The 12,063-nt window shown below is 67.9% G+C and carries 11 protein-coding genes; 5 read left to right on the forward strand and 6 right to left on the reverse strand.

Translation table 11 applies throughout. From position 1 onward, the window contains the following. Window positions 1-86: 86 nt before the first annotated feature. Window positions 87-521, reverse strand: coding sequence for a hypothetical protein (locus tag ACIBF5_RS24485; protein WP_396815203.1), 435 nt, complete (start codon window positions 519-521; stop codon window positions 87-89). 572 nt (window positions 522-1,093) lie between these two features. Between ACIBF5_RS24485 and ACIBF5_RS24490 the strand changes: the two genes are divergently transcribed. After that, window positions 1,094-1,603: a SigE family RNA polymerase sigma factor gene (locus ACIBF5_RS24490; protein WP_396815204.1), complete on the forward strand. Its 510-nt coding sequence runs from the start codon at window positions 1,094-1,096 to the stop codon at window positions 1,601-1,603. Between the two features lie 583 nt (window positions 1,604-2,186). Here ACIBF5_RS24490 and ACIBF5_RS24495 read toward each other — a convergent pair. After that, window positions 2,187-2,420, reverse strand: a complete 234-nt coding sequence (locus tag ACIBF5_RS24495) for a transposase (protein ID WP_396815205.1) — start codon at window positions 2,418-2,420, stop codon at window positions 2,187-2,189. 246 nt (window positions 2,421-2,666) lie between these two features. On the opposite strand from ACIBF5_RS24495, the gene ACIBF5_RS24500 reads away from it, so the two are divergent. Next, complete coding sequence (locus ACIBF5_RS24500) at window positions 2,667-3,689, forward strand: serine hydrolase (protein ID WP_396815206.1); 1,023 nt, start codon at window positions 2,667-2,669, stop codon at window positions 3,687-3,689. A 505-nt stretch (window positions 3,690-4,194) separates the two neighbouring features. After that, the gene (locus ACIBF5_RS24505; protein WP_396815207.1) at window positions 4,195-6,084 is read left to right on the forward strand and encodes an ABC transporter ATP-binding protein; all 1,890 of its coding nucleotides are present in this window, start codon (window positions 4,195-4,197) and stop codon (window positions 6,082-6,084) included. Window positions 6,085-6,640: 556 nt separating this feature from the next. Here ACIBF5_RS24505 and ACIBF5_RS24510 read toward each other — a convergent pair. Genes ACIBF5_RS24510 through ACIBF5_RS24525 form a run of 4 tightly spaced genes read right to left on the reverse strand, consistent with a single transcriptional unit; the run spans window position 6,641 to window position 10,119 of the window. Further along, window positions 6,641-7,858, reverse strand: coding sequence for an ABC transporter permease (locus tag ACIBF5_RS24510; RefSeq protein ID WP_396815208.1), 1,218 nt, complete (start codon window positions 7,856-7,858; stop codon window positions 6,641-6,643). Further along, window positions 7,851-8,531, reverse strand: a complete 681-nt coding sequence (locus ACIBF5_RS24515; RefSeq protein WP_396815209.1) for an ABC transporter ATP-binding protein — start codon at window positions 8,529-8,531, stop codon at window positions 7,851-7,853. The genes ACIBF5_RS24510 and ACIBF5_RS24515 overlap by 8 nt, the downstream gene beginning before the upstream one ends. Beyond that, complete coding sequence (locus ACIBF5_RS24520; RefSeq protein ID WP_396815210.1) at window positions 8,528-9,532, reverse strand: peptidoglycan-binding protein; 1,005 nt, start codon at window positions 9,530-9,532, stop codon at window positions 8,528-8,530. The genes ACIBF5_RS24515 and ACIBF5_RS24520 overlap by 4 nt, the downstream gene beginning before the upstream one ends. 29 nt (window positions 9,533-9,561) lie before the next feature. Further along, a complete protein-coding gene (locus tag ACIBF5_RS24525; RefSeq protein ID WP_396815211.1) occupies window positions 9,562-10,119 on the reverse strand; it encodes a hypothetical protein in 558 nt (185 codons plus the stop codon). A gap of 84 nt (window positions 10,120-10,203) precedes the next feature. Here ACIBF5_RS24525 and ACIBF5_RS24530 point away from each other — a divergent pair, with 84 nt between their 5' ends. Both ACIBF5_RS24530 and ACIBF5_RS24535 read left to right on the forward strand, forming a co-directional pair. Continuing rightward, complete coding sequence (locus ACIBF5_RS24530) at window positions 10,204-11,379, forward strand: sensor histidine kinase (RefSeq protein WP_396815212.1); 1,176 nt, start codon at window positions 10,204-10,206, stop codon at window positions 11,377-11,379. Window positions 11,380-11,382: 3 nt separating this feature from the next. Beyond that, window positions 11,383-12,042 carry a response regulator transcription factor gene (locus ACIBF5_RS24535; RefSeq protein ID WP_396815213.1) on the forward strand — a complete coding sequence of 220 codons (660 nt, stop codon included), beginning with the start codon at window positions 11,383-11,385 and terminating at the stop codon, window positions 12,040-12,042. Window positions 12,043-12,063 lie beyond the last annotated feature (21 nt).

The following is a 12,063-nucleotide window of genomic DNA, read 5'->3' on the forward strand; positions in this document are numbered from 1 at the left end:
CTAGGTAAAGGCGCAGGCCACAGCCCGTCCCCCAGATATGGGGGCCGGGCCGCCGAAGCCAGTGGCTCCGGCAGCTCCAGGTCGACCTAACTGCCGGAGATCGGGGCTTCCTCCCACGCCACGCGATCTCCATACGACCATGGGTCCTCAGGAGCATCGAGGAAGTCCGCACGCGGCAGATCAGCAACAGCGACGTGAAACGCGCATCCCGCCCGGACCGTCTCATCGATCCACGCCGTGTCGGGTTCACCAGCGGCGACTCGCCATGCCTCCCAGCCATCAACCAACCAGCTCCCGTCCGCCGCTGGCACCGGACGTGGCACTCGGAACTCGGCCGACATCTGCACCATGGCGAGTGCCTCCGCCCGCCACCGCGACTCCTCGGCGCGCTCGGACGGCTTGAGCACCACATCACCAACACGCCAGGTTCCACCCTTGCCGCCCGGTAACACCTCCTGCACGCCTGAAACACCGAACGCGTGCAGGATTTCCAGCGGAGGGCCATTCGTCGCAGACTCCACGACCAAAGAGCGTAGATACCCCGACCCTCTCGACGTCATCCGGATTGCCAACCGGGTCAACCGAGCAACAGACCCACGTCCGTTGACGCACGATGGGAGCGCGGGCCGGGAGCACCGGATTCCACGGAATCGCCGCGCGGGAACATGCTGCTGCCGGCCCTGCATTCTGGCCGCTAGAACGGCCCTCGGTTATTGATGTGACTTCCCAGACAAGAAGACCATCACCCAAGGCCTGTTTCGTCATCGGTCAGGGGCCATCCCCACAGGGCCTTCCGCCCTTGAAGATCAGCATGACTTCCGTTTCCCCTGGTAGAGTGGCCCGCCGGCCGCCACGAAGTGGCGGTGCCGGCTCGCGCGGTGACGGAAACGATCAATGTCCGCGCCTGCCCCGACTAGGTCGACGGACAGCCCGGCCGGGCCACCCTCGCCGTGCTCTCGCACCCTCCTTGGGTTGGTGGTCGGGCCCTAGCAACAGCCACCAAGACTTGCCAGGGCTGAATCCGTCGCCGAGTCGGGATAGCTGGACCCAGCTGCGGCGTCTGTATCTATGACAACGATGAACGGGAGGGTGAGTGGACGAGAACGACCAGGCCCGGCTGGCCGAGTTCGTAACCAGCCGCACACCCGCGCTGATGCGGGTGGCGTACCTGCTCACCGGCGATCGGCATGCCGCCGAGGACCTCCTACAGTCGGCACTGGCCAAGACCATCCCGAAGTGGCGGACACTGCGCAACGCTGACCCGGAGGGCTACCTGCGCGCGGTTATGTACCGGGAGCAGGTGAGCTGGTGGCGGCGACTGCGGCGCCGCCGGGAGACGGTGGTCACCGAAACTGCCGAGGCGGTGCAGCCGGATCCCAGCGGCGGGACCGACGTACGCCTAGCCATGCGGGCGGCGCTACGGCTGCTTCCGCCGGACCAACGCACGGTACTGGTCCTGCGCTACTACGAGGACCTCACTGAGAACCAAGTAGCCGATGTGCTGGGCTGCAGCGTCGGCACTGTTCGCAGCCGAACTCACCGTGCGGTGACTCGGTTGCGCCGGCTTATACCGGACGACGAACTTCTGGAGGTACGGCGGTGACCACGGCCTTCGAGCACCTTATCCGCGCCACCCTTTCCGACCTAGCCGAGGAGGCACCAGCAGTGCAGGACCAGATGGCCCCGGCGGAGCGCCGATTCCGGAATCGGCGGCGGAGCACCATGACACTCAGCGCGGTCGGCGTCCTGGCCGCCGTGTCGCTCGGCACGCCTTTCGCCATGGCGATGCCTCAAGACAACGCTCCGCTACCAAGCACGCCGAGCGGACGAATCGAGGTCACCATCTCCCCCACCCCGGCACCTACCACAACCTCGGGCGCCACGCCACAGACCTCGACATCCCCGTCCACAAACTCCCACCTCACACCTGAAACCTCAACATCCCCGCCGGCCGCAAACCCCCACGTGACACCACTAACCTCAATATCCCCGTCGGCCGCAAACCCCTACATGACACCACTAACCTCAATATCCCCGTCGGCCACAAACTCCCACGTCACGCCGGACTCCTCAACCTCCCCCTCCACGCCAGCCACGACGCAATAGCCGGCAGCCGCTTTCCCGTAACCCGGCACGTAGTCCAGGAACGGCACGAACTGCGGCCAGGAAGTCCGCCAGAGCCGGGATCACGGCCGGATACTGGTCGCCGAGCTCGGCGACGAACGCCCCGAACCGTGCCTCCACGGCGTGAACAAACCGGCCCGATCCCGGGGGACTCGGACCCACACCGGCCCGACCTCGGTCTGCGCCGTCTTCGCACCATGACTGTTACGTACATTGGTCCGCCGGCCGGTCGTCTCGTCAACGCCGGCCCCATCGAGGTGGACATCCAGCTCGGCGTCGAGCGCTGACTCGAGCACGGTGCGAGTGCTCCCGACCGGGAGCCCACCCGAGCCGACGAGGGATACCCCATCGTCCTTGGCCCGCTCCCTCCAACTGCTGGGCGAACTCTACCTCCACCGCAGTTGCTTGCGGAAGCTGAACAGCGCTTTCTTGCTGCCTGACGTAGTCCTTCCCGGACAAGATCAACGTCCTGTCCAACGGACCACGCCCAAGTCAAACACGGAAATCCACGCAGTCCCGAAGCCCCGAAAAGGAACTCCCCGATGCGCCCTCGCATGATCATGACGCTCGCCCTGGCGAGCCTGGTCACTGGCGGCGTCCTGCTGGCGCCGGCCGTGCTCGCCCAACTCGGCACCGACTCCCGGGCCAGGACTGAGGTGACCGGTTCGATGGGGTCGGCCCCGGATGCCCCCTCCTATGCCCGGAAGGCGTCCGAGCCAGCCCCGCCACTGCCACCGACCCTGTCACCCGGACCGGTTAAGGTGCAGATCGACAAGGGCTTCTTCTCTTGGGCGCTACTCGACCGCAAGAGCGGCAAGATCTCGGGCGCACCGAACCTGAACGCCACCAACAGCACCGAGTCGATGATCAAAATCTGGATCGTCTCGGACTACCTACGGGAACTCGGCAACAAGGAGCCCTCGGCCGAGCAGTTGCGCATCGCGACTGTCGCCATCATCAACAGTGACGACGACGCCGCACAGATCCTGTTCGAGGCCGGCCACGGCAAACCGGTGATCGATCGCCTCGTGAAGTTGTGTGGCCTGACCGACACAAGAGCGGTGGTCCCGCCGGGCCGCAAAACCGTCTGGTGGAGCTACACCAAGATCTCCGCCCAGGACGCGGTACGCATGGGGGAGTGCGTCAAGAACGGCACCGCCGCCGGGCCGAGATGGACCGAATGGATCCTCGACACGATGACGAAGGTGCAGGGCAGCACCGCTGCCAAGGATCAGCAGGCGAAAAGGGGCGGAGGGCGGTGGGGGATCATCGACGGCCTACCACGGGAGATCACCGACCAGGGCCGCATCGGAATCAAGAACGGCTGGACGAAGATCTCCGCAGACCAGTCGTGGCACCTCAACTGCCTGGCGGTGGCGGACGACTGGGTGCTTGCTGTGCTGCTGCGCTATCCCCAGCACCTCGGACTCGACTACGGGGCCGACATCTGCGCGAGTGTGGCCGCCCAACTGGTCACCCCGCAGCCCGGTGCCGCCCTCAAGGTGCCGCTGCCAGAGCGCGAGCCGGCGGTCCGCCGCCCCGGTCCGAGCGGAGCACCCGCGTGACCGGAACCCAGCGGAACGCTCCGTACATCGCGGCCTCGGGGATTAGCCGGCTGGCCGGCGAGTAGCGGGTCGACCCGCCGGGATCGGCTTCGACCTGGCGCTCGCGGCTGGGTGATCGACCGATGGGCGACGGTAATCGCTGTGCTGGTGTCGTGGTCGTCACCCGGACTGCGTGGAGCGATGCATCACGGACGACTCCGATGAAACATCTGTTCGACACGCCGACTACTGAATGACTCGATCTTGTTGCGGACCGTAGGCTCCTCGACGTGGTCGTCGGTCACTGACATTCGACATCCGCACCCCAGGAACTCCTGCTCCCGACGCCAGACGCGCCGGGCGTACCTCCGTGCCCGACGGTGTCAGCATCGACGCCGCCCGGCATCACCCGCTGACCCGAGGAGGCCGTGTGAGGACAGCGATCCGCCAGCGACGATCCACCGACGATGAGGGTCGGGCAACCGTAGGCAAGGGCCCGACGACCAGCGAGAGGGCGACGGAGTCGGTGCTGCCGGAGCTACGCAGCATGTGGTGGGAAAGCGGCATGCGGGCCCGTGCCAACGCCGGCCTGCTCGCCGTCTTCGCCGAGCTGCCTCGTCTGGTCGGACAGGCATTGCGCATCAGCTGGCGCGCGGACCGGATCCGTACCAGCGTCGTTGCCGCTGCCACGATCGGCGCCGGTGTGACGGCGGCGTTCGGGCTGCTTGCCACCCAGCGGATCCTGGTAGAGCTGTTCGCTGGCGGTCCCACGCCTGACCGGGTGACGGCGGCTCTGCCGGCGCTCGCGTTTCTCGCGGCGGCGACCGCCCTCCGTGCCGGGATGGGCATCGCCACCGGATATGCCCAGAACGGGCTCAGCCCGCGGGTGAGCCGTGAGGTCGAACGTGGTCTGTTCGAGGTCAGCACTCTGGTTCGCCTGGATGCCTTCGATGAGGATGCGTTCGCCGACGACATGGAACGCGCGAGCCGGGGCACGGAATCGGTGACCGGGCTTGTCCAAGGCGTCATGAATCTGCTTGCCGGGCTGGTCAGCCTTCTTGCCGTCACAGTCGCGGTTATCGTGATTCACCCGCTGCTGCTTATCGCGTTACTGGTCGCGACTCTGCCCAACGCGTGGGCGTCTCTACGCGCCGGCCATCAGCGGTACCAGACGTACACCGCCGGTTCGGTACGCCGACGCCGGCTGTGGCTCCTGCACCGTCTGATGGCTGAGCGGGCTTCGGCGCCGGAGTTGCGTTCGTACGGGCTACGCGGGTTCCTGCTCGACCAGTACGACCGGGTCATGAACGTGGAAACTGATATACAGATCGCGCTGGCCCGGAAGGTAACCACCACCACCAGTATCGGGTCGGTGATCGGCGGGCTCGCCACTGGTGTGGTGTATGTGCTGCTCGGTGTTCTGCTCCTCGACGGGCAGATTCCGCTCGCGGCGGCGGCGACGTGCGTGCTCGCAGTCCAGGCCGCGCAGCGTTCTTTGACTACCGTGACCTTGCAGATGGACCGGATCTACACCGAGGGTCAGCATTTCGGCGACTACACCGGGTTCATGCGCCGTGCGAACGACTACCTGCCTGGGGCTGTGGGCGGTGCGGCCGTTACGCCGTTGAAGGAAGTCGCCGTACGGGGGGTCAGCCTGTGCTACCCCGACCGTGACATCGCAGCCGTCAACGACGTGACACTTACCATCCACGCCGGGCAGACCGTGGCTTTCGTCGGCGAGAACGGCTCTGGCAAGAGCACCCTCGCCGCGATGATCGCCGCCCTGCGGAGCCCAGGTGCTGGCACCATCGAGTGGAACGGTCGACCGCTCGGCGAGTGGAATCCCGACGAGCTACGTGCACGTATCGCCGTGGTCACCCAGGAGTACCACAAGTGGCCCTTCACTGCGGCGACCAACATTGCCATCGGAGACACCGATGTCGAACCACGGCAGGACCGGATCGAGATCGCCGCGCAACGCGCGGTCGCCCATGACATGATCCGTGACCTGCCCCATGGGTACGAAACACTTCTCGACCGCACGTTCGCCAAGGGCCAGGATCTCTCCGGCGGACAGTGGCAGCGGATCACCGCCGCACGCGGCTTCCTCCGCGAGGCCGAACTGCTAATCATGGACGAGCCGTCGTCTGCCCTGGACCCCCGTGCCGAAGATGCGCTCTTCCAGGCAATCCGCGACCGCCAGGGCAACGCGACCACGATCCTGATCACCCACCGACTTGCCAACGTCCGCCACGCTGACCGGATCTTCGTCCTGGACAACGGCAACCTGATCGAGGCCGGGACCCACGACGAACTCGTTACCGCGGGCGGTCGGTACGCCGAACTGTTCACCCTGCAGGCCGCCGGCTACGCAGACAGGACTAATCACCACGAAAACAACTCCCCATCCGCGTAAGTCATCGTGAAACCGATCAACTCCACTGCCTCGATCCGGTCATCTCGGACGTGCGGCTGGCAGCTCGTCGAGGGTGATCCGTCGAGAGTGATCCGATGGATTGCGCGACATGAATTTAGGGGAGCAGATTGGGAGCGGTGGTGCGTCCCCACACCGCGCTGAACGGCGTTCAACCGGTTGAGCTGCTCGGATCGTCTCCACCTGGCCTGCGGTCGTTGGTGTTGTCCCTGTCAGAGCGTCGGGGACCGTTACTTGGCACGGAAGAGTTCGCTGGTTCACACCCAGTAGCCCACCAGTAGTACGAGCCGTTCCCGTTGCGCCCTTACGTCGGGAGCGGATTGGCAGCGGATTGGGAGCGCATGATCATCCTGTGTGGGTCGGCGGCGTGGGTGCGACCGGGCCAGACGACTACCTCCCCGCACTGCGCGTCTTCCGGACGTGCCGCTGGCGGACCACGAAAGGTGTCTGCGGGGCCGTGGTCGAGGGTGCCGCCGGCCACGGCCCCGCGGCTCGACGCCTTAAGCAACGGCTGGACGCCTACGCAACGGCTCGACGCCTACGCAACGGTGAGTGCCTCCGTCGGTGAGAGGCGAGCGGCGCGGATCGCCGGGTAGAGGCCGGCGACGGCACCGATCAGGATCGTGACCAGGACGGCCCCTGCTTGCGCCGTACCCGGTACCGAGACGGGCCAGCCCTGGGTCAGGGCGTAACCGGTGGTGACGGCGACACCGAGCACGAGGCCACCGAGGCCACCGAGCGCCGACAGGAGCAGCGCCTCGGTCAGAAACTGGATGCGGATCTGGCCCTTCGTCGCGCCAAGCGCTCGGCGCCAGCCGATCTCGCCGCGTCGTTCGAGGACAGAGATCACCATGGTGTTAGCGACACCGACGCCGCCGACGAGAAGGGCGACGGCGCCGAGGCCGAGAAGCAGGGCCGAGAAGGTCCGGTCGGTGGCCTCCTTGACGCGCAGGGCGTCCGAGGGACGTTCGACCCGGACCTCGTTGGGGCGTTCGGGGTTGACGGTGCGGCCCAGCTTCGCCCGCACCTCGTCCACGGCGTGTGGCGCGATCCGGGCGTAGACCGTCGTGGTGTGGCCGTCGAATCCGAGCCGGTCACGGGCTGCCGTCCAGCCGACGAAGACTGCGGTGTTCAGTTCGGGTGTCAGTGCTATCGGCGCGAGGATCCCGATGACCGTGAACCATTGCTCGCCGAGCCACACCCGTACGTCCGGGCCGGGGGCGTGGAGACCCAGATGTCGGGCCGAGGTGGCGCCGAGGACGACCACCGGGGCGCGTTCGGTGGCGGAATTGAACCATGTGCCGGCGGCGAGGCTCGCGTCGACCGGGGCGCGCAGGTCGGTCCGGGCGGCCAGCACGGCGATGGCATTGGTGTTGCCTTTGGGCACGTTGTCGTTGCGGTACACCGCCGCGTCGACCGCGCCGGTCGCGGAGACCTGCTCCACGTCGCTGATCCGGGCCACCATCCGGACCGCCTCCTCGGGTAGAACCGCGTCCTCACCGTTGAAGTCGACGCCCGGGGTCACGGTGAGGATGTTCGTACCGAAGCGGTCGAGCCGCTGCTGCAGTTCGAGTCGGCTGGAGGCGGTGATGCCCACGACGGCGATCATCGCGGCGATGCCGATCGCGATGCCGAGCGCGGAGAGGGCGGCCCGTGCGGGCCGGGTGTGGAGCCCGATCGCGCCGACGCGGGCGACGTCGAGCGGACGTAGCCGGGCTGGCCTGGGGGCGGCGTGGTGTCGTGGGACGTCAGACATCGGAGCCTCCCGAGTCGGCGACGACCTGGCCGTCGCGCATCACAACCTGCCGGGGAAGGCTCGCGGCGAGGTCTCGGTCATGGGTGATGACAACCACGGTGGTACCGGTCGCGTGCAGTTCCCGGAGCAGTTCGAGCACGCCGGCGCCGGCTGCGGTGTCAAGATTGCCGGTGGGCTCGTCGGCGAGCAGCAGTGGCGGTGATCCGACTGCCGCGCGGGCGATCGCGACTCGTTGCCGCTCCCCTCCCGAGAGCTCGTTCGGGCGGTGCCCGAACCGGTGGCCGAGCCCGACGCGCTCCAGGACCAGGCGTGCGCGTCTCCTCCGCTCCCGCAGCGGGACGCCCCGGTAGAGCAGGCCATCGGCGACGTTGTCGACCGCGGACACCCCGCCAGCGAGGTGGAACTGCTGGAACACGAAGCCAATCGTGTGGGCGCGCAGAGCCGCGAGCCGCCGGTCCGTAAGCCGGGACACGTCGCGGTCGTCGACAGTGACCTGCCCCCTGGTGGGCCGGTCGAGCGTGCCAGCGACGTGCAGCATCGTGGATTTCCCGGAGCCGGACGGGCCAACGATGGCGACGAGTTCGCCAGGCTGGACGGCGAGACTGACGTCGTCCAGGGCCACGACGCCGCCCGGGTACTCCTTGCGTACGCCCGCGAGGGACAGGATGCTCATGAGGAGGCCACCCCGACGATCATGCCCTCGGCCAGCTCCGGTGAGCTGACCTCGGCCCGGCCCTGGGCGAACATTCCGACTGTGACGGGCACGACCTGCCGCCCACCTTCTCCGAAGAGCTCGACGCCGTAGCCGTCGCCGACCGCGAGCAGGGCCACCACGGGTACGGTCAGGACGTCCTTTTTCTCGGCGCGTACCACGACCACCTCGACGGTGTCACCTTTGCCGAGCGCCGACTGGTCCGAAACGGTCACGGTGACGGCGGTCTTCGGTTGCCCGGTCGTGTCCTGCACGGTCTTCACCGCGGTCATGACGCCGCCGGTTGGCTTCCCGTCCTCGGCTCGTACCTGAACCTTGGTGTTGACCTTGGCTACCGCCGACGCTTTCGTGTCGAGCTCCATCGTGACGGTACGAGTGGTGCCGGTCACGGTGAAGACCGCCGTGCCCGGCGTCGCCGTTTCGCCGACCCGCTGTTTCAGCTCGGCGATCCGGACCGGGTCGGCGACGTAGGCGATCCGGCCCAGTTCCACGGAGCCGGTCTCGGTGAGACCGAGATCCCTCTGCCACTGCTTCACTGCCTGCGCGGTCGACTTTCCGAAGCTCTCGTCGACGGTAAATCCGCGGTAGCCGAGTGCCCGGAGATTCTCCTCGAACTGCTCGACGTCCGGACCCTCGACATCCAGGGTCAGCGCCCGGTACGCCGGCAGTTCGCCGATCAGGACGATGACCGGCTGCTCGTCGACCCGGTAGGCGACGTCGCCGCGGCGCAGTACGGTACCCACTCCGGCGATCTTCGTCAGTGTGCCGGGAAGCTTGCCGACGAATTCCTCCCCGGACCCGTAGCCGATCTTGCCGCTGAGGCGTACCTGGTCGATGAGGTCCATCCGGGTCACCGATGCGGTCTGCGGCGTCGGGGTCGGGGGAGCGGTGTCGTCCCGGCCCATGCCCCGGCCGCCGTATCCGAGCGTGGCGAGGACGGCGACGGCTGCGGCCAGCGTCACCGCGGTTCCTCCGATCACCGTGCCCCGGCTCATTTGGTCGCTTCCTGAGCCTTGGCGGCGCACTCGCGGGCCGCCGTGTCAGTCGCCCCTTCCTCACCGGAGTTCTCCGGGCCAGCGGGCGGTGCTCCCGGGACGAAACCGAAGCTGATGCCCGAGCCGTCGGCTCCCGGGTCCGGCAGGTCGATGCCGTGTTCGCGCATGCACTGGGTGAACCTGCGCTGCTGTTCCACCTCTGCCTCGCTGAGCTTTGGTGCTTCCCCACCGTTGGGCAGGAAGGTGCGGCACGCGGCGAGGGCGTCGGCCTGCGGCTGCGAGTCGCCGAGGTGACCGGACCCGCCCGACGGCCCCGGTTGCGCCTGGGCCTGGCCGTTGCCGGGCCCGGCGGCACCGTTGGAGCCGGAATCGGAGACATCGATGCCGTGCTCGCGCATGCACTGCGCCCACTTCAGGCGTTGCTCGTGGTCGCGCTCGGCGGACGACACGCCGTTGTCACCGCCGCCGCCGTCGGAACCACGGCAGGCGGTGGTGCCGAGCACCACCAGGCTGGAGATCGCGAATACCGCCACAAAGATCTTCAACTTCGACATGGCGTCATCGTTCGCGGCCCGGCGTGGCCCCACCGTGTGGCGGCAGCACACGCCGACGCCACATCGCGCGGGCACAATAGTGGAATGATCTCAAGGCTCACCATCCGGGGGCGCCTCACGCTGTGGTACGCGGCCGTGTTCGCGGTGACTGGCGCGGTGCTGCTCACGTTGATGTACCTCCTGGTGCGTCGCGAGTTCTTCGCGGCGAGCGGCGAGGTGGTCGAGAGGCTTGGCGAGGATGCCGCGAAGCCCTCGGTGATGACCGGGCAACACCTCTCGGACCTGGGGTTGGGCGGCGTCCCGCAGCCGAACGCCCAACCCGGCCTCGGGGTCGTCGAGGTGGTGACGAGCGAGGCCCGCACCGATGCGCTGCGTACGATCATGATCGAGTCCGGGATCACGTTTGTCGTACTCGCCGCCGTCTCCTTGGCGCTCTGCTGGCTGATCGCCGGACGGGCACTGCGGCCGCTGCGACGGATCACCGCCACCGCCGCAGGGCTGTCACAGGAGACCCTCGACGCTCGGATCGGGCTTCGCGGCGCGCGGGACGAAATCCACACCCTCGCTGACGCCTTCGATCAGATGCTGGACCGGCTCGGCCGGGCGTTCCAGGCGCAGCGACTCTTCGTGGCGAACGCGTCGCACGAACTGCGTACCCCGCTGGCCATCATCCGCACGGCGTGCGAGGTGGCGCTCTCCCGCCCCGAGCGGTCGGGCGAGGAGTACCGGCGGGCGCTGCGAACGGCCGCCGCCGCGGCGGCTCGGAGTGACGCGACGCTCACCAGCCTGCTGCGGCTCGCCCAGACCGCCCGCAGCGCGGCGCTGGAGCCGGTCGACCTGGCGGCGCTGGTCCGCTCCGAGATCGCCGCCTGGCCGACCCTCGCCCTGCCGGTACACGCGAATCTCGCGGTCGCGCCCTGCGTGGCCGATCCCGCGCAGGTGGGCATACTGCTGCGCAACCTGTTGGAAAACGCCGCCCGCTACAACACCGACGGCGGGGCGGTTTGGGTCACGACCGGCAACAATACGGACAGCTCGTGGCTGCGGGTCGAGAACACCGGCCCGGCCGTCGACCCTTCCGCCGTGCCATCCCTGCGTCAGCCGTTCCAACGCGGTACGGGTCGCAGCACCGGTTCACCCGGCGCGGGTCTGGGCCTGGCGATCGTCGACGCTGTCGTCACCGCGCACGGCGGCGACTGGAGCGTGACGCCGCGCGACGGTGGCGGCCTGTCGGTGACCATCAACCTCGCGGCGGGCTGACCCATGCTCCGTGTGCTCGTAGTTGAGGACGACACCGTGCTGGCCGGGCTGATCGCCGACGGCCTGCGCGAGCACGGCATCGTCGTGGACGTGGTACACGACGGCGCGACGGCCGTCAGTCGCGCGACCGATCTCGTCCCGGACGTCGTCGTGCTCGACCGCGACCTGCCGGTCCTGCACGGCGACGACGTCACCCGGGCCCTGATCCGGATCGGATGCCCCGCCCGGGTGCTGATGTTGACCGCGGCCAGCACCATGGAGAGCCTGGTCGAAGGGCTGCTCCTCGGCGCCGACGACTACCTCGCCAAGCCCTTCGCGTTCAGCGAGCTCATCGCACGGATTACCGCGCTCGGTCGGCGGGCCAGTACACGAGTACCAACGATCCTGAATCGCGGCGAGCTGCATCTTGACGTCGGGCGTCACGAGGCACGCCGATCCGGCAAAATGATCACGCTGACCAGGAAGGAGTTCGCGGTGCTCGCCGAACTGATGCGCGCCGACGGCGAACTCGTCAGCGCCGAGCAGTTACTTGACCGGGTCTGGGACGAACATGCGGACCCCTTCACCACCGCCGTGCGTACGACATTGAAGACGTTGCGCCGCAAGCTTGGTGACCCCGACCCGATCGTGACGGTAGTCGGGCGCGGTTACCGGCTACGCTGATCGACTTTCCCGGTGCCTGAA

It is taken from the genome of Micromonospora sp. NPDC050417 (genome assembly GCF_044458865.1).
Classification (GTDB): Bacteria; Actinomycetota; Actinomycetes; order Mycobacteriales; family Micromonosporaceae; genus Micromonospora_G.

Bases quoted from the DNA above. Each gene is read 5' to 3' on its own strand.
- ACIBF5_RS24500 (WP_396815206.1), top strand. From the start codon at position 2,667: ATGCGCCCTCGCATGATCATGACGCTCGCCCTGGCGAGCCTGGTCACT.
- ACIBF5_RS24510 (WP_396815208.1), bottom strand. From the start codon at position 7,858: ATGTCTGACGTCCCACGACACCACGCCGCCCCCAGGCCAGCCCGGCTA.
- ACIBF5_RS24515 (WP_396815209.1), bottom strand. From the start codon at position 8,531: ATGAGCATCCTGTCCCTCGCGGGCGTACGCAAGGAGTACCCGGGCGGC.
- ACIBF5_RS24525 (WP_396815211.1), bottom strand. From the start codon at position 10,119: ATGTCGAAGTTGAAGATCTTTGTGGCGGTATTCGCGATCTCCAGCCTG.
- ACIBF5_RS24530 (WP_396815212.1), top strand. From the start codon at position 10,204: ATGATCTCAAGGCTCACCATCCGGGGGCGCCTCACGCTGTGGTACGCG.
- ACIBF5_RS24535 (WP_396815213.1), top strand. From the start codon at position 11,383: ATGCTCCGTGTGCTCGTAGTTGAGGACGACACCGTGCTGGCCGGGCTG.